The organism is Nocardioides sp. YR527, assembly GCF_900101045.1.
Lineage (GTDB): Bacteria > Actinomycetota > Actinomycetes > Propionibacteriales > Nocardioidaceae > Nocardioides.
On record NZ_FNFN01000001.1, the window covers coordinates 222,791 to 238,503 of the forward strand.

16 protein-coding genes are annotated in these 15,713 nt (G+C 69.7%); 8 read left to right on the forward strand and 8 right to left on the reverse strand.

What is annotated here, in order from left to right; translation table 11 throughout:
* Window positions 1-3 precede the first annotated feature (3 nt).
* From BLT25_RS01050 to BLT25_RS01060, 3 genes are read right to left on the reverse strand one after another with little or no spacing between them, the layout of a single operon-like run.
* A complete protein-coding gene (locus BLT25_RS01050; protein ID WP_091041072.1) occupies window positions 4-2,736 on the reverse strand; it encodes a hypothetical protein in 2,733 nt (910 codons plus the stop codon).
* A complete protein-coding gene (locus BLT25_RS01055) occupies window positions 2,733-4,511 on the reverse strand; it encodes an HSP90 family protein (protein ID WP_256328391.1) in 1,779 nt (592 codons plus the stop codon). The genes BLT25_RS01050 and BLT25_RS01055 overlap by 4 nt, the downstream gene beginning before the upstream one ends.
* 41 nt (window positions 4,512-4,552) lie before the next feature.
* Complete coding sequence (locus BLT25_RS01060; RefSeq protein WP_091041075.1) at window positions 4,553-5,440, reverse strand: SURF1 family cytochrome oxidase biogenesis protein; 888 nt, start codon at window positions 5,438-5,440, stop codon at window positions 4,553-4,555.
* Window positions 5,441-5,506: 66 nt separating this feature from the next.
* Here BLT25_RS01060 and moaA point away from each other — a divergent pair, with 66 nt between their 5' ends.
* Window positions 5,507-6,526 (forward strand): GTP 3',8-cyclase MoaA, encoded by a 1,020-nt coding sequence (gene moaA, locus BLT25_RS01065; RefSeq protein ID WP_091041077.1) that lies wholly within the window; start codon window positions 5,507-5,509, stop codon window positions 6,524-6,526.
* 76 nt (window positions 6,527-6,602) lie between these two features.
* Here moaA and BLT25_RS01070 read toward each other — a convergent pair whose 3' ends face one another.
* The 3 genes from BLT25_RS01070 to BLT25_RS01080 are packed head-to-tail and all read right to left on the reverse strand — an operon-like array spanning window position 6,603 to window position 8,083.
* Window positions 6,603-7,541, reverse strand: a complete 939-nt coding sequence (locus tag BLT25_RS01070; RefSeq protein ID WP_091041078.1) for a nucleoside hydrolase — start codon at window positions 7,539-7,541, stop codon at window positions 6,603-6,605.
* Window positions 7,542-7,565: 24 nt separating this feature from the next.
* Complete coding sequence (locus BLT25_RS01075) at window positions 7,566-7,760, reverse strand: acetone carboxylase (RefSeq protein WP_091041080.1); 195 nt, start codon at window positions 7,758-7,760, stop codon at window positions 7,566-7,568.
* The gene (locus BLT25_RS01080) at window positions 7,760-8,083 is read right to left on the reverse strand and encodes a DUF3099 domain-containing protein (protein ID WP_091041081.1); all 324 of its coding nucleotides are present in this window, start codon (window positions 8,081-8,083) and stop codon (window positions 7,760-7,762) included. The genes BLT25_RS01075 and BLT25_RS01080 overlap by 1 nt, the downstream gene beginning before the upstream one ends.
* Window positions 8,084-8,223: 140 nt before the next feature.
* On the opposite strand from BLT25_RS01080, the gene fabG reads away from it, so the two are divergent.
* From fabG to BLT25_RS01095, 3 genes are read left to right on the forward strand one after another with little or no spacing between them, the layout of a single operon-like run.
* Window positions 8,224-8,952, forward strand: coding sequence for a 3-oxoacyl-ACP reductase FabG (fabG, locus tag BLT25_RS01085; protein ID WP_176883516.1), 729 nt, complete (start codon window positions 8,224-8,226; stop codon window positions 8,950-8,952).
* Window positions 8,953-8,954: 2 nt separating this feature from the next.
* On the forward strand, window positions 8,955-9,728 hold the full coding sequence (gene fabI, locus BLT25_RS01090) for an enoyl-ACP reductase FabI (protein WP_091041084.1): 774 nt from the start codon (window positions 8,955-8,957) through the stop codon (window positions 9,726-9,728).
* A gap of 18 nt (window positions 9,729-9,746) precedes the next feature.
* A complete protein-coding gene (locus tag BLT25_RS01095) occupies window positions 9,747-10,253 on the forward strand; it encodes a SixA phosphatase family protein (protein ID WP_091041086.1) in 507 nt (168 codons plus the stop codon).
* 121 nt (window positions 10,254-10,374) lie between these two features.
* On the opposite strand, the gene serB is transcribed toward BLT25_RS01095, so the two are convergent.
* Together serB and BLT25_RS01105 are read right to left on the reverse strand one after the other, a co-directional pair.
* Window positions 10,375-11,619: a phosphoserine phosphatase SerB gene (serB, locus tag BLT25_RS01100; protein ID WP_091041087.1), complete on the reverse strand. Its 1,245-nt coding sequence runs from the start codon at window positions 11,617-11,619 to the stop codon at window positions 10,375-10,377.
* A 34-nt stretch (window positions 11,620-11,653) separates the two neighbouring features.
* Window positions 11,654-12,436, reverse strand: coding sequence for a hypothetical protein (locus BLT25_RS01105; RefSeq protein WP_256328392.1), 783 nt, complete (start codon window positions 12,434-12,436; stop codon window positions 11,654-11,656).
* A gap of 53 nt (window positions 12,437-12,489) precedes the next feature.
* Between BLT25_RS01105 and BLT25_RS01110 the strand changes: the two genes are divergently transcribed.
* The 4 genes from BLT25_RS01110 to BLT25_RS01125 all read left to right on the forward strand — a co-directional run bounded on the left by BLT25_RS01110 (window position 12,490) and on the right by BLT25_RS01125 (window position 15,708).
* Entirely contained in the window at window positions 12,490-13,287 is a 798-nt protein-coding gene (locus tag BLT25_RS01110; protein ID WP_091041089.1) for an ABC transporter ATP-binding protein, read from the forward strand.
* A 69-nt stretch (window positions 13,288-13,356) separates the two neighbouring features.
* Window positions 13,357-13,818 carry an NfeD family protein gene (locus BLT25_RS01115; protein WP_091041090.1) on the forward strand — a complete coding sequence of 154 codons (462 nt, stop codon included), beginning with the start codon at window positions 13,357-13,359 and terminating at the stop codon, window positions 13,816-13,818.
* Window positions 13,819-13,866: 48 nt separating this feature from the next.
* A complete protein-coding gene (locus tag BLT25_RS01120; RefSeq protein ID WP_091041092.1) occupies window positions 13,867-14,946 on the forward strand; it encodes an SPFH domain-containing protein in 1,080 nt (359 codons plus the stop codon).
* Complete coding sequence (locus BLT25_RS01125) at window positions 14,947-15,708, forward strand: sulfite exporter TauE/SafE family protein (RefSeq protein ID WP_091041093.1); 762 nt, start codon at window positions 14,947-14,949, stop codon at window positions 15,706-15,708.
* Window positions 15,709-15,713: the final 5 nt, after the last annotated feature.

Here is a 15,713-nt window from a genome sequence, read left to right on the forward strand (position 1 = left end):
TCGTCAGACCTCCAGCCGCTCCTGCAGCTCGTCGGCGGCGGTGGTGTCGCCCTCGCGACGTAACGCGTCGAGGAGCTGGTAACCGACGTTGTGCCAGAACTGGCTGCCCTCCTCGTTGGCCTCGAAGATCGTTCGGAGGTCAGCGCTGGGCACCGGGTCGCCGAGCTGGGCGCGATAGGCGACGGCACCGGCAGCATTCTCGTCCTCTCCGCACTCGCGGTAGAACCGCTCGGCCTCGTGGAGCAGAGCGATGGCCTCCTCGGTGCGCCCGGACCGGTCGGCCGCGCGGGCACCGTCCCAGGCCAGTGCGCCCTCCTGGAAGGTGAGGTACGCGGGGTGGGCACTGTCCTCAGCGAGGCGCGGCAGCAGCGCCTTGGCCTGCGCGCGCAGAGCGCTGGAGCGCGCGTCGTCGTCGGCCCATGAGGCGCTCGTACTTGCTCGGCGCAGGGCGATGAGCTGCTGCTCGCGGTTGCCGGTGCGCTCGAAGATGCTCGCGGCCAGCTCGAAGGCATCGGTCGCTTCGGTGTCGCGGTCGAGCTTGTCGAGGAGCCTCCCGCGCCAGTCGTGAAGGACCGCACGGTCGGCGTTGCACACCTCGTCGCTCTCCGCGGGGTCCTCTGCGGCCAGCAGAACCAACCGACTGGCGATGTGCTCGAGGGCGGTCTCGCGCTGACCGAGCCGCTCGTAGACGACCGCGAGCAGATGGTGGACGGTGTGTCGTTCGCCGCCCTGCTCGGGAACCAGACGGTCGGCCTCTTCGCCCGCGTGGGCCGCCTCCTCAAGGCGACCGGCTTCGAGAAGTGCCTGAAGAAGGTTGATGGAGAGGTAGCCGTTGCTCATCCCGAGCGCCCCGGCCTGCGCAACCGCCTCGGTCAGGTCGTCCGCCGCCTCTTCCTCGGCACCAGACTCGTTGAAGAGGTGGAACCGGCCACGGTTCCACAGCGCCTGGATCTCGGCGGTTCCGCCGGCTCTCTGGGCAGCGGTGACGGCCTCGTCGTAGAGCGCGCCGACCCGGCGGATGCCGTCGTCGTCGGAGGCGCCAGCCTCATTCGCGGTCTCCTCGAGGACGGCGAGGGCAGCGTCGGCACGGACCAGCGTCGCATGGGCGAGCTGTTCGGCGTCGTCGCCGCTCGTCGTGTGAGGAGCGATGACGTCCTCGACCTCTGCCAGGCAGCCGGTCTGCATCAGAAGCACGCCGAGCCGACCCGCCCACCCGGCCCGGCGATCCTGGGCATCCTCGGCGATGAGCTGTCGCAGCGGCGCCTCACCGGTGAGGAGTCCTTCCTCGAACTGCCCGAGGTAGCCGAGTGCGGAGCCGATCCGGGCACGACACCGCAGGGCGCGCAGTTCGTCGACACCGTCGAGCATGTTCAGCGCCTGCCGCCACAGCTCGATCGCGGCCTCCAATCCGTCGTACTGGGCGATCAACCCGTGCGCCTCCAGGAGACGGCCCGCCTGGTGCTGGGTGCGGTCGGCTGTGTCGACCAGGTTCTCGAACCGCTCGACCGCCGCCGCCGCTCCCTCGCGATCGCTCGCCATCCACCGTTTGTCGAAATGGTCGAGCACGTCCTCGGGCGTCAGGTCGTCAGCGGGGGTCTCGACCGCCACCGGCTCGACCGGGACTGGCTTCGCGTTGCGCCGGATCTCGGCGGCCCGCCGGGCGGTGGCGGACAGCGGCAGCTCCTCGACCCACGGCTCGGCGCTCAGAGCCCGCTGGACCTTCGTCGAGATGTGGCTGTTGCCGTTGCGCTCGTCGAAGCGAAGCGCGATGCTGCGGGCACGCTGGGTGAGCTCTTCAGCGACGTCGGCCACCGGCCGCGGTCTGCCGTGGTCACGGATCACTGTGTTTGCGGGAACCTGCCCGAGTGCGTGGGCGGAGTGGGCCGCGAACATCATCTCCGCCCACGGAGTGTCAGGGGCGTCGAGCCAGCCCAGATGCCGCTCGACGACCGCCAGGGCATGTCCGGCGTTGCCGGTGCGGCCAAGGAACTCGATGTGGTCGCCGATGTCGCCGAGCGAGCCCCGGTCGTTGCGCACGAGCGCATAGGCACGGCGGTGTGCTGCCGTTGCCTCATCCAGGCGATCGGTGGCGACGTACGCCGAGAGGAGATTGGTAAGCAGGGTCTGCGGCTGTTCGGAGCAGGTCAAGGTGCCCTTCAGCACCGGATCACCGATGCGGATCGCCTCCTCGTACCGGCCTGCTCCGATGAGGTATGCCGTCTGTGCGGAAGGAACGCAGCCAGCGCAGTCGGACAGATCGTCGCGGCTCGTCAGACCCCAGAGACGGAACTCCTCGGCGGCTCGCTCGTCGTCGCCGAGGTGCTGGAGGATCCGCAGCCGCACCTGATGGACGGCGAACAGGCTGTGCCCACCGGCGCGATACCGCCCTTCCATGTCGGCCAGCACATCCAGTGCCTGGCCGAGCGGTACCTGCGGGAAGGTGGTGAGTGCGCCGGGTTGCCACTTGAACGCCCACAGGAACCGATGGGTGAGATCGGCGTAGCGGACAGGTTCAGCGTCGTACGCGTTCGTGCACCAGGCGAACGGGACGAACGACTTCAGCGTCTCCCCGCTGCGCCGGTAGGCGTAGGTCAGCTCGATCCGCGCCTCGAACGGCAGCGTCGAGTCGGGCGCCTCCGAGTCGGCACGCTGGACGACGGCCTCGAGGGTGGCGGTGCGGGCGGCTCCGTACGGGAGGTGCTGGGCCTGGTGGAACAGATCGTGCAGATCGGTCACATTGAGTCCTTGGTGGAGGGGACTGCCTGCTCGAGCAGACCCAGGAACGAGCGGTTGACGAGGGCGGAGTCGGCCGGGCGGATGACGTGGTGGCCGAGCATGAGCGCATGACCGTAAAGGCCTTCGACGGCAAGCCCGACGACGCCGTGGTCGGAGAGCGAGGCAAGCCGGCGTACGAGTGGGCTCCTGTGGTTGAGGACCAGCTGTGGCTTGGTCTCGTCATGGGAGTCGAGGGCCCCGAGCACGCCGGCCCACAGCCCGTCGACCTTGTCGCGGGTCGCTCGCAGCTCGGCGGCGAAGGCCGCGGACCGGTCGACGAGATAGAGGACGGGCAGGGTCGGAGGGTCGAAGGCGCGCACGACCACCTCGCAGCCCACCGGGGCGAGCACCTTCTCCGCAGCGGCGACGAAGGGTCGCAGAGCCAGCTCGGTCGCGGCGTCCAAGGCGTCGAACGAGGTCGCGAGCTCGGTCGGGTCGAATCGAGCCACACTCCGCTCAGGATGCACGGCAGGGAGCCGCTCGAGCAGGTCTGCGTCGTAGGTGTAACCGGCGTCAACCAGGAGAACACCTTGGGCGGCGGCCACGCCCGCGATCTGGCGGAACTCGTCGACTGAGGAGACGTAACGGATCTCGTCGGTGCGCTCGAGGACCTCGTGAAGCGTCATCCGCCCCTGGTTGGTCTCGAAGGGTACGAACCGCTCGACCAGCTCCATCATCGCGTCGTCGTGCAGGGCCAGCGCCTTCACCCCGAGCTGGTGGATGCGGAGGAAGTCGCCGAGTCGCCTGGGGTCGGTGGCGCCCAAACGCACCAGCCAGCCGCGCAGCTGCTCGGCGAGCGCCTCCTTCGTCTCCTCCAGGTGAGGGCCGTCGTAGAGCGCCTCGCGGCTGGCGGTGGGGCGAAGCTCGGAGATGTCCACCAGGCAGCGCACGAAGAACGCCCAGTCGGGGAGCAGGCCCTCGAGGCTCTCGGAGAGGAGCATCCGCTTCAGATAGACGCGATGGGTGGCGCGCTCGGCGGGGTTGGCGGGGAAGGGGAGCACGAACGCGACCCCGTCGAGGCCGGCAGCAGGCACCTTCAGGTCGATCACGTCGAACGGCGTGAACCCAAGCTCGTCCTGCGCATAGCCGACCAGACGGGCCTTGCGCTCGCCAGGCGTCCCGGTGCGGTCCCAGGGCGCGAGGCCGTCGCTGACCAGGTCGTCGTCGACGGTGATCGTCACGGGCAGCATCGAGCCGAAGAAGAGTGCCAGGTCGCGTACGGACTGCGGGTCGACCCACTGCTCGGCGCCGTGTCTTGCGGTCAGCGAGACCGTTGTCCCGACGTCATCGCGCTCGGGCGCTTCGGCGACGGTGTAACGGCCGTCGGCGGTGCCGACCCACAGGGTGGTGCTCCCGTTCGCGGCCTTCGTCGTCACTGCGATCTCGTCGGCGACCATGAACGCGGAGAGCATGCCGATCCCGAACTGGCCGAGAAACTCCTCCCGGGCGAAACCGATCTCGTCGCGCTTGGAGCTGCGGCCGATGGTGGCGAGCAGCTCGGAGACCTGGTCGGCGGTGAGCCCGATGCCGGTGTCGCGAACCTCGAGTCCGCCCGGGAACGTCCGGATGCTGATCTCCGCGGGCGCTTCCGAGTCCTGCAGATGGCGGGCTGTGATCGCGTCCGCGGCGTTCTGGAGAAGCTCGCGGAGATAGACGCGCGGGCTCGAGTAGAGGTGGTGGGACAGGAGGTCGACGAGTCCGTGGAGGTCGACTTGGAAGTTCCGCGCGTCTGACACAGCGTGCAGGGTAGCCGAGGGCGCCGACATGCTGGAGGGGTTTATCGGCGGGCTGCCTTGTCCCTCTCGTACGCAGCCTGGTACGCCGCCTTCACGGCCTGCTTCTGGGCCAGCTTGGCGGCCTTCTTGCGGGCGCGCTCATCGGTCGGCTCGTTGCCGTCAGCGGTGTCATCGTCTGGTGCAGGGGCGTCCTGGCGCTGTGTGCGCCGCTCGTCGTACATCAGGTAGAAGAAGCCGGCGATGGCGAGTACGCCGAAGAACCACCACTGCAGTCCGTAGAAGAAGTGGGGGCCGTTGTCGAGCTCGGGCAGGTCGGCCTGGCGCAGCTGCGTGGCGGGCTCGGGGGACTCGGTGTCGAGGTGGAGCCAGCCGGTCAGCAGCGACTCGTCGACGACCTTCGCGACCTGGGACGAGGAGAGCGCGCGGGTGGCGTGGTAGCCGTCGACTTCGGCGATGTCGGTGGAGTCACCGGTGCCGTCGGCGCGCACCCAGCCGGTGATCGTGACCTCACCCGACGGCGGCGCCGGGAGGTCCTCGAACTCGTCCTGCGACTCGGTCTGGAGCCAGCCGCGGTCGACGAGCACCGCGCTGCCGTCGGCGAGCACCAACGGGACGACGATGTCGACGCCCTTCGCGTCGTCGGGGGTGCGGTAGCGCCAGATGATCGTGTCGTCGACCGCGTACGTCCCGGTCGCGGTCACCCGCCGCCACTCGTCCTTCTCCGAGACCTGTCGGCCCGGGGCCAGCACGTCGGAGACGGGAGCCGCCTCGGCGTGCTCGTTGACGCGGACGATCTGGTTGCTGGTCTTGCGGTCCTCGAGACGGTCGAACTGCCACTGGCCCAGCCACCACGTCCCGTAGGCCAGGATCAGCACGAACACCGTGAAACCGGCCCAGCGTCGGCTGAGCAGGAAACGGAACGAACTCACCCGATGAGACTAACTGGCATGCGGTCCTCACTCACGATCCGGGTCGAGCCTGCCTAGACTGGTGTGATGACGACCTCCCCGACAGATCAGACCCAGCAGAGGCTCGTCGACCGGTTCGGCCGGGTCGCGACCGATCTGCGGGTCTCTCTGACCGACCGCTGCAACCTGCGGTGCACCTACTGCATGCCGGCCGAAGGGCTCGACTGGCTGCCCGGCGACGAGGTGCTCACCGACGACGAGGTGGTGCGGCTGATCGGCGTGGCCACCGGTCAGCTCGGGGTCCGCGAGGTGCGGTTCACCGGTGGCGAGCCGCTGGTGCGGCGTGGGCTCGTCTCGATCGTCGCGCGCACCCGCGAGGTCGCACCCGACGCGGAGCTCTCGATCACCACGAACGCGCTGGGGCTGGCCAAGATGGCCGGGGCGCTCGCCGAAGCCGGCCTCGACCGGGTCAACGTGTCGTTGGACTCGATCCGGCCCGAGACCTTCGCGCAGATCACCCGCCGCGACCGGCTGGCCGACGTGGTCGCCGGGCTGGAGGCCGCGGCCGCTGCCGGTCTGGGCCCGATCAAGATCAACGCGGTGCTGCTGCGCGGAGTCAACGACGACCATGCCGCCGAGCTGCTCGGCTGGTCGGTCGAGCGCGGCTACGAGTTGCGGTTCATCGAGCAGATGCCTCTCGACGCCCAGCACGGCTGGTCGCGCGACAAGATGGTCACCGCCGACGAGACCCTGGCGGCGCTGTCGGCGGCCTTCGAGCTGACGCCCGCGCAGGAGCCCCGCGGCAGCGCCCCCGCCGAGCTCTTCTACGTCGACGGTGGCCCGGCCAAGGTCGGCATCATCGCCTCCGTCACCCGCCCCTTCTGCGGAGACTGCGACCGGGTGCGCCTCACCGCCGACGGGCAGGTGCGCGACTGCCTCTTCGCGCGCTCGGAGTCGGACCTGCGTACGCCACTGCGTGCCGGCGCCTCCGACGCCGATCTCGCCGCCCGCTGGGTCACCGCCATGGCCGGCAAGCGCGCCGGCCACGGCATCGACGACCTCGGCTTCCTCCAGCCCGACCGTCCGATGTCCGCCATCGGCGGCTGACCACCAGCCGAGGCGTCACCCGCGTCGGCCGAGCTGGCACCGCGTTGACGCCTCGGCCGACGGGAGTGACGCCTCGTCAGCTGCCTACGCGGTCGAGGGCGTCGAGGACGAGGTCCCAGTAGGCAGGTACGTCGAGGGTGATCGCGACCTGGGCGTTGGGCGGCTCGTCGAGGCGGCCGTGCAGGTCGACGACGGTGGCGCCGCGGGTCCAGCGGCCCTCGGTCTCAGCGGCCACGAACGACTTGTGCCAGGTGATCAGGCCGGGGTCGATGAGGGCCGCGATGGTGCAGGGGTCGTGGACCGGGGGAGCGGCGAAGTCGAAGACGTCGGAGTAGGTGCCGCCGAAGAAGCCCATCAGGTCGGCGCACGCCCGGCCGACCGGATGGTCCATGGCCCGCATCCGCGCGACGACGTCGGGAGTGGCCAGCGCCTGGTGGGACAGATTGAGCCCGACCATCCGGATCGGGAGGCCGCTGGTGAGGACGAGGTCGAGCGCCTCGGGATCGGCGTAGGCGTTGAACTCGGCGGCCGGCGTGGTGTTGCCGCGCTCGGTCGAGCCGCCCATGAAGAGGATCTCGGCGATCTTCGGACCGACCTCGGGATGGTCGCGCAGCAGCAGCGCGATGTTGGTGATCGGTCCGGTGGCGACGACGGTGACGGGGTCCGGGGCGGCCAGGAGAGACGTACGCAGGAACTCGACCGCTCCGGCGGCGACCGGGGGAGCGAGCGGCTCGGGAAGGTCAGGACCGTCGATCCCGGTCGTGCCGTGGATGAAGTCGCCGATGTGGGCGGTGCCGGTCAGGGGCGCGGCAGCCCCCGCGGAGACCGGGATGTCGGGCCGCCCCGCCAGGGCCAGCAGACGCTGGGCGTTGTAGGTCGCCTTCTCGACCCGGCAGTTGCCGAACGTGGTGGTGATCCCGAGCAGGTCGATGCGCGGGCTGCCCAGGGCCAGCAGGATCGCGATGGCGTCGTCGTGGCCGGGGTCGCAGTCGAGGAGAACAGGGATCGGGTTCAACGCACGACCTCTCCGGGGGAACAGCTAGTGAGGGACGACGTCCTTGAGGAATCCGCGCGCTCCCAGAAAGTCGCTGAGCGACTCCTTGTGGGTCTCGCACGCGAGCCAGATCTTACGCCGATCGGCCGTGTGGATCTTCGGATTGTTCCACTGCAGCTCCCACGAACCGGGGTCCTGGCAGCCCTTGGCCGAGCACAGGTCGGAATCGAGCGCGCCCATCAGCTCTCGTCCTTCTCGTTGAGCTGCTGCTCGCGGCCGCTGCTGAGCTGGCGCGGGCCGTAGGGCGAGTCCATCAGGTTCATCTCGTCGCTCTTGGTGTTGGTCGCGTTGGCCATGACGACCGCGACGTAGGGCAGGATCAGGGCCGCCACGATCAGGATCGGCCACAGCCAGCCGATACCGGCCAGGCCGGCGATCACGGCACCGATGAAGCACAGCGAGCGGATCGACATCGAGATGGCGTAGCGCTTCTGGCGGATCGCGATGTCCTCGGCGCGGCTACGGCCGGCGGTGGTGATCCTGATCGGTTGTGCCTTGGACATACCGCCAGTCTAGGTCGTGGCCGATGGCATCCGGTCAATGGTGTGGACCCAACAGGGGCTCTCCGATGGACTTTGGATGGTTCTCACAAGCAAATCCAAGACATTGGTCGTACGCCGAAGTAATCGCTACCGTCGCGCCTGTGACTGACAGTGAAAACCCCACAAGCAAGCCGCCTCGCTCGGTGCTTGTCACCGGCGGCAGCCGCGGCATCGGCCGGGCGATCGCCGAGGCCTTCGTGGCCAACGGCGACAACGTGGCCGTGACCTCCCGCAAGGGCGGGGCTCCGGAAGGTGCCCTGGACCTGGTGTGTGACATCACCGACCCGGCCGCCGTCGAGGAGGCGTACGCCGCCGCCGAGGCCGCCCACGGACCCGTCGAGGTCCTCGTCGCCAACGCCGGGATCACGAAGGACACCCTCGTGCTCCGGATGTCGGAGGACGACTTCACCTCGGTGATCGACACCAACCTGACCGCGTCGTTCCGGCTCGCCAAGCGGGCCTCGAAGGGCATGCTGCGGCTGCGCCGCGGGCGGATCATCTTCATCTCCTCGGTCGTCGGGCTGCTGGGCAACCCGGGCCAGGTCAACTACGCGGCCTCGAAGGCCGGGCTGGTCGGCATGGCCCGCTCGCTCGCGCGTGAGCTCGGCTCGCGGGGGATCACCGCCAACGTGGTCGCGCCGGGGTTCGTGGAGACCGAGATGACCGCGGTCCTGACCGATGAGCAGCAGAAGGCGATCACGGACCGGGTGCCGTTGGGGCGCTACGCGTCACCGGACGAGGTGGCCTCGGCCGTGACGTGGTTGGCAGATGCGGGTTATGTGACCGGGGCCGTGATCCCGGTCGACGGCGGACTTGGAATGGGGCACTGATCATGGGTTTGTTGGACGGCAAGACTGTTCTCGTCGCAGGGGTCACGATGGATTCCTCGATCGGCTTCGCGGTGGCCAAGGTGGCCCAGGAGCAGGGCGCCCGCGTCCTGATCTCCAACTTCGGGCGCGCGCTGTCGATCACCAAGCGGATCGCGAAGCGGCTCCCCGAGGAGCCGCCGGTCCTCGACCTCGACGTCACCAACCAGGAGCACCTCGACGGTCTGGCCGACGCGCTCCGGGCCGAGGGCGTCGAGCGGCTCGACGGGGTCGTGCACTCGATCGCGTACGGCAACCCCGAGACGCTTCTCGGTGGCAAGTTTCTCGACGGCCCGTGGGACGACGTCTCCCAGGCGGTCCAGGTCAGCGCCTACTCGCTGAAGTCGCTCGCGATGGCGACCCGGCCGCTCCTGGCTCCGGGTTCGTCGATCGTGGGGCTGACCTTCGACGCGACGATCGCCTGGCCGGCGTACGACTGGATGGGTGTCGCCAAGGCCGCGCTCGAGTCGACCTCGCGCTACCTCGCCCGCGACCTCGGTCCCGACGGGATCCGCTGCAACCTCGTCTCCGCCGGGCCGCTCAAGACGCTCGCCGCCAAGGCCATCCCGGGCTTCGAGGAGCTCGACGAGGGCTGGGGCACCCGGGCGCCGCTGGGCTGGGACAACACCGACCAGGGCCCGACCGCGAAGGCCGTCTGTGCGCTGATCTCGGACTTCTTCCCGGCGACCACCGGCGAGATCATCCACGTCGACGGGGGCTATCACTCGCTGGGAGCGTGAGGTCATAGGGTTGCCCGCATGCGGACCCTCGTCATCATGCGGCACGCCAAGGCGGAGTCGTCGGCACCCACCGACTACGAGCGCCAGCTGACCGAGCGCGGCCATGCCGACGCGGTCGCGGCGGGGAAGTGGCTGGCCGAGCAGGGCGTGGTCCCGGACTACGCCCTGGTCTCGGCGGCCGACCGCACCACCCAGACCTGGGAGGACGTCGCCGTCGCGGCGTCGTGGGACCTGACGCTGGCCGAGTACGACCAGGGTCTGTACGCCGCCGGCACCTCCACCGCCCTCGACCTCGTCCGCGGCGTCGATGACGGCATCTCGACGGTCATGGTGATCGGTCACAACCCGACCGCGTTCTCGCTCGTGCAGCTCCTGGACGACGGCGAGGGCGACGACGAGGCCGGCAACGAGCTCGCCCTCGGCTTTCCGACAGCCGCCGTCGCCGTACTCACCTACGACGGCGACTGGTCCGAGCTCGACGAGGCCGAGGCCTCCGTCACCGCCTTTCACGTCGGCCGGGCCTGACCGACGAGGCGTCACCTACGTCGGCCGAGACGTCACGTACGTCGGCCGAGACGTCACGTACGTCGGCTGAGATGTCACGCGCCTGCCACCTCGGCCGACGCGAGTGACGCCTCGGCAGGGCTCAGATGAGCGGCGGGGCGGGGGTGACGATGCCGGCTTCGGCGTCGGCGGCCTCGATCTCCTCGCGGGAGATCCCGAGGAGATACATGATCGTGTCGAGGTAGGGGACGTTGATGGCGGTCCCGGCAGCCGAACGGACCGCGGGCTTGGCGTTGTAGGCGATGCCGAGGCCGGCGGCTGCGAGCATGTCGAGGTCGTTGGCGCCGTCGCCGATGGCGACCGTGGCGGCCTCGGGGATGCCGATCTCGGCGGCGAACTCGCGAAGCGCGCGGGCCTTGCCGGCGCGGTCGACGACCTCACCGACGACCTCACCGGTCAGTACGCCGTCGACGATCTCGAGCTCGTTGGCGCGGGCGTAGTGGATGCCGAGGTCGGCCGCCAACCGGTCGGTGATCTGCGAGAACCCGCCGGAGACGATGGCGAAGCGGTAGCCGAGGCGGCGCAGGGTGCGGACCATCGTCCGCGCTCCCGGGTTGAGCTGCAGCCCGGCGTAGACCTCGTCCAACGCGGTCGCGGGGACACCCTTGAGATACTTCACCCGCCCGCGGAGCGACTCCTCGAAGTCGAGCTCGCCGCGCATGGCCGCCTCGGTGACCGAGGCGACCTCCTTCTCGTAGCCCGCGTGGGCGGCGATCATCTCGATCACCTCGCCGTCGATCAGCGTCGAGTCGACGTCCATGACGATCAGACGCATGCCGCGGCGGACCAGATTGGCGGGCTGCACCGCGATGTCGACGCCCTGGGCGGCCGCCTCGGCCGCCAGCGTCACGCGCAGCTCGTCGGGAGAGGCACCGGAGACGTGCAGGTCGAAGGCGGTGACCGGGTAGCGAGCCAGCCGGATGATCCGGTCGATGTTGCCGCCGGCCGAGGCGATCGTACGGGTCACCGACGCGAGCGCGGCCGCCTTCAGCGGCAGGCCCAGCACCGTCACCCGGGCGCGGTCGGCGGGCTCGCGCGGGGTGTCGCCGACGCCCTCCTCGATCTCGACGGTCATGTCGAGGGCGTGGGCGGTCTCCTCGATCGCGTGCTTGAGCGCTTCGGTGCTCGCCGCGTCGGCCGGCGCGGTCACCAGGAGCCCGAGCACGAGCCGCGCCCGCAGCACGATCTGCTCCAGGTCGACCACGTCGACCCCCGCCAACGCGAGCGTCGCCAGGGTGGCCGAGGTCAGCCCGGGTCGGTCGTTTCCGGCGAGGGTGATCAGCAGAGTGTCGGGACGGCGCTCGAGCGCGTCGAATTCCTCGGTCATCGCTGCACAGGATAGTGGAGCCGGCCCCCGCGTCTCAGTTCGGCGGCCACACCTCGGGCGATCCCGCCGCGGTGAGCGCCCTCCGGGCCGCGCGGTCGAGGCCGACCAGCGCCTCTCGCCGCCGGAGCATCTCCGAGGCGGACACGGCGCCGCCGTCGTCCTCGAGTGCCACCGCGACGATCTCTCTCGCCTGTACGCCACGGGCAGCGAGCTCCACGCACCGCGGCGGCACGCCGGGAGCCCCGGCCAGCGAGGGCCGGTGGCGCAGGTTCATCAGCCGGTCGGCGACCTCGGGCCGCCACCGGGCGACGTCGAGCTCGGCGAGCGCCGTCGCGGACTCGCTCAGCGCGAGCCGCAGCGCACGGTCGGCCTCACCGACGTCGGGCAGCTGACGTCGAGATGCCGCGTACGCCTGCCACTCGACGACCGCGCCGACCCGGACCGGAACGAGCCCGATGCCGGCGTCGCACACCGTCGCCTCCCCGGCCTCCATCGCTGCCGAGTTGAAGGCCCGCGGCCCACCCAGCCCGACCGGGTCGCCCTCGGCCGGGAACGCGACCCCGACACCGGTCGCTCCCTCCGTACGCAGCCGTCCCATCCCGCTGACCAGGGTGTCCGCGACCCCTTCGGTGCCACCGAGCCCCAGCGTGGCGAGCCCGCTGACGGTGTGGGTCGCATCGGGCCCGATCACCGCATCGAGCACCAGGTCGGTGACCGCCTCACCGCGCAACCATGCCGTCACCCACCAGGCCAGCCGCAGCGCCTCAGGGGTGGTCTCCAGCGACCCTGAATTCAGCTCCGCATCGTCGACACTCACAGCCGCCTACCCTAACCCCGGGCCGGCCGACCCCTGCCGATAGATTTGCCGCCATGGCAGCCGTGCTGGAGTTCACCGACGTCACCGTACGCCGCGGGGGCAACGCCCTTCTCGACTCTGTGAGCTGGGTGGTCGAAGAGGATGAACGCTGGGTCATCCTCGGCCACAACGGCGCCGGCAAGACCACGTTGCTCCAGACCGCTGCGGCTCAGCTCCACCCGACCTCGGGCGTCGTGAAGGTGCTCGGCGAGCAGATCGGCCGCATCGACGTCTTCGAGCTGCGCCCGCGTATCGGCCTCACCTCCGCTGCGCTCGCAGACCGGATCCCGCGCCAGGAGCTCGTCCGCGACGTCGTGGTGAGTGCCTCCTACGGGGTGGTCGGGCGCTGGCGCGAGCACTACGACGACCTCGACCACGACCGTGCCCAGGCGCTGCTGATCGAGGTCGGCATCAAGCACCTCGGCGAGCGGAAGTTCGGCACGCTGTCCGAGGGTGAGCGCAAGCGCGTCCAGCTGGCCCGCGCGCTGATGGTCGACCCCGAGATGCTGCTCCTGGACGAGCCCGCCGCCGGGCTCGATCTTGGCGGTCGCGAGGACCTGGTCTCGACGCTGTCGACGCTGGCCTACGACCCCGACAGCCCGGCGACCGTGCTCGTCTCCCACCACGTCGAGGAGATCCCGCCCGGCTTCAGCCACGTGCTGATGATGCGCTCCGGCCGGATCACCGCCCAGGGGCTCATCGAGGACACCCTGACCTCGGCCAACCTGTCCAAGACCTTCGGTATGCCGCTCGAGCTCGAGGAGAGCGAGGGCCGCTTCTGGGCCAAGCGTCGCGCCCGTCACACCCGGTAGGCCGAACGTTAAGAAGTCGGTACCCGAACCTCCCCACAACGCATGGCCCGTCTGGATAGGGTGACGCCCATGGACTGGCAGGACTGGGACTGGGCGATCTGGACGGCACTCGGAGCGCTGCTCGTCGTCGGAGAGCTCTTCAGCCTCGACCTGATCCTGCTGATGCTCGCCACCGGCGCCTTCGCGGGTGCCTTGACCGGCGCGTTCACCGACAGCTTCGTGATCCAGGCGATCGTCGCGATGGCGGTCTCTGTCTCCATGCTCGCGGTCGTACGCCCGGGGTTGGCCAGGCGGCTCCACAACGGCCCGGAGATCCAGATCGGCGCGCAGAAGCTGATCGGTGTCCAGGCCATCTCGCCCGTCGAGATCAGCGCCCACAAGCCTGGGCAGCTCAAGCTCGAGGGCGAGCTCTGGACCGCTCAGCCCTACGACGAGACGCTCGTGATCGCGGCCGGCACGCCGGTCGAGGTGCTCGAGATCAGAGGAGCGACGGCGTACGTCCATCCTCTTCCGGAGCTCGGGACTCCGTAGCTTCCGGGCAACCTGACGCACAAACGAACAGACAAGGACTGATTGGCAATGGGTGGCATCATCCTGGCCCTCCTGGTCATCTTGGCGGTGCTGGTGATCACCACGCTGGCCAAGACGATCAAGATCATCCCGCAGGCGCGGGTCGGCATCGTGGAGCGCTTCGGCAAGTTCCAGTCGAAGCGCGACCCCGGCCTGAACGCGGTGATCCCGTTCGTCGACAAGGTGCGCTACATGATCGACATGCGTGAGCAGGTCGTCGCGTTCGCACCGCAGCCGGTGATCACGGAGGACAACCTGACCGTCTCGATCGACACGGTCATCTACTTCCAGGTCAACGACCCGGTGGCGGCGACGTACGAGATCGCCAACTACATCCAGGCCGTCGAGCAGCTCACCATGACCACCCTGCGAAACATCGTCGGTGGCATGACCCTGGAGGAGACGCTGACCAGCCGCGAGCAGATCAACTCCGGTCTCTCGATCGTCCTGGACGAGGCCACCGGTCGCTGGGGCATCAAGGTCAAGCGCGTCGAGATCAAGTCGATCGACCCGCCCATGTCCATCAAGGACGCGATGGAGAAGCAGATGCGCGCCGACCGCGACAAGCGCGCCGCGATCCTCACCGCCGAGGGTCAGCGCCAGTCCGCGATCCTCTCCGCCGAGGGAAACAAGCAGTCCGCCATCCTCAACGCTGAGGGTCAGCGCGAGTCGCAGATCCTCGCGGCGCAGGCCGACCGCGAGGCCGCGATCCTGCGCGCTCAGGGTGAGGGCCAGGCCATCCAGACCGTCTTCCAGGCGATCCACGACGGCCGCCCCGACCAGTCGCTGCTGGCCTACCAGTACCTGCAGATGATGCCGAAGATCGCCGAGGGCGACGCCAACAAGGTGTGGATCGTCCCGAGCGAGATCGGCAAGGCCCTCGAGGGCCTCGGCTCGACGATGAACAGCCTCCGGGGCATCCCGGACGAGGTCGAGGGCCCGGTCAAGCGGGTCGACATGGGCTCGACCGAGCCCGTGATCGACCTCGAGCAGTCGGCCGCGGCCGCGGCCGTCGAGCAGGCGCTGGCCGAGGCCAAGGAGGCCGAGGCCCCCAACCGGCCGAAGCCTCCTGCAGAGCCGACCGCCTAAGTGGATCCTGTTCAGTCCGCCCTCATCCTGATCGCCGGGGTGGGGGCGGGCACCATCAATGCCGCCGTCGGTTCCGGGACGCTGATCACGTTCCCGACGCTGCTGGCCTTCGGCGTACCTCCGGTCGTCGCCAACGTGTCCAACACGATCGGCCTGGTGCCGGGCTCGCTGGCCGGCGCCTGGGGCTACCGCCGCGAGCTCGCCGGTCAGCGCGGGCGGATCCTGCGGCTCGGGGTCGCGGCACTCATCGGCGGCGCGGTCGGCGGGATCCTGCTGCTGGTGCTCCCGGCGGGTGCGTTCGAGGCGATCGTCCCGGTGCTGATCGGGCTCGGGGTGGTCCTGGTGATCACCGGCCCGCGGATCTCCCGGTGGGTCGCCAGACGGCACGGCGACCTGCCTGACGACGGCAGCGAGCGCTGGTGGGTCTGGCCGGCGGTCGCGATGCTCGGCGTCTACGGCGGCTACTTCGGTGCCGCTCAGGGCGTGCTGATGATCGCGATCATCGGCATCGGGGTCGCCGAGTCGCTGCAGCGTCTCAACGGGCTCAAGAACGTCCTGGTCGCCATCACCAACGGCATCTCCGGGCTCATCTTCGCCGTCGTGGCCGACGTCGACTGGCAGATCGCCGCGCTGATCGCCGTCGGCGCGGCGATCGGGGGGCTCCTGGGTGCCAGGATCGGCCGGCGGCTGCCGCCCAACGTGCTCCGTGGCGTGATCGTCGTGGTCGGCATCACGGCACTGGTCGCCTTCTTGCTGGGCTGAGTCTG

What these genes read in the sequence shown, in the direction of transcription:
- moaA (WP_091041077.1), top strand. Translation starts at nt 5,507, where the DNA reads ATGACGACCTCCCCGACAGATCAGACCCAGCAGAGGCTCGTCGACCGG.
- BLT25_RS01075 (WP_091041080.1), bottom strand. Translation starts at nt 7,760, where the DNA reads ATGGGCGCGCTCGATTCCGACCTGTGCTCGGCCAAGGGCTGCCAGGAC.
- BLT25_RS01080 (WP_091041081.1), bottom strand. Translation starts at nt 8,083, where the DNA reads ATGTCCAAGGCACAACCGATCAGGATCACCACCGCCGGCCGTAGCCGC.
- fabI (WP_091041084.1), top strand. Translation starts at nt 8,955, where the DNA reads ATGGGTTTGTTGGACGGCAAGACTGTTCTCGTCGCAGGGGTCACGATG.
- BLT25_RS01095 (WP_091041086.1), top strand. Translation starts at nt 9,747, where the DNA reads ATGCGGACCCTCGTCATCATGCGGCACGCCAAGGCGGAGTCGTCGGCA.
- serB (WP_091041087.1), bottom strand. Translation starts at nt 11,619, where the DNA reads ATGACCGAGGAATTCGACGCGCTCGAGCGCCGTCCCGACACTCTGCTG.
- BLT25_RS01110 (WP_091041089.1), top strand. Translation starts at nt 12,490, where the DNA reads ATGGCAGCCGTGCTGGAGTTCACCGACGTCACCGTACGCCGCGGGGGC.
- BLT25_RS01115 (WP_091041090.1), top strand. Translation starts at nt 13,357, where the DNA reads ATGGACTGGCAGGACTGGGACTGGGCGATCTGGACGGCACTCGGAGCG.
- BLT25_RS01120 (WP_091041092.1), top strand. Translation starts at nt 13,867, where the DNA reads ATGGGTGGCATCATCCTGGCCCTCCTGGTCATCTTGGCGGTGCTGGTG.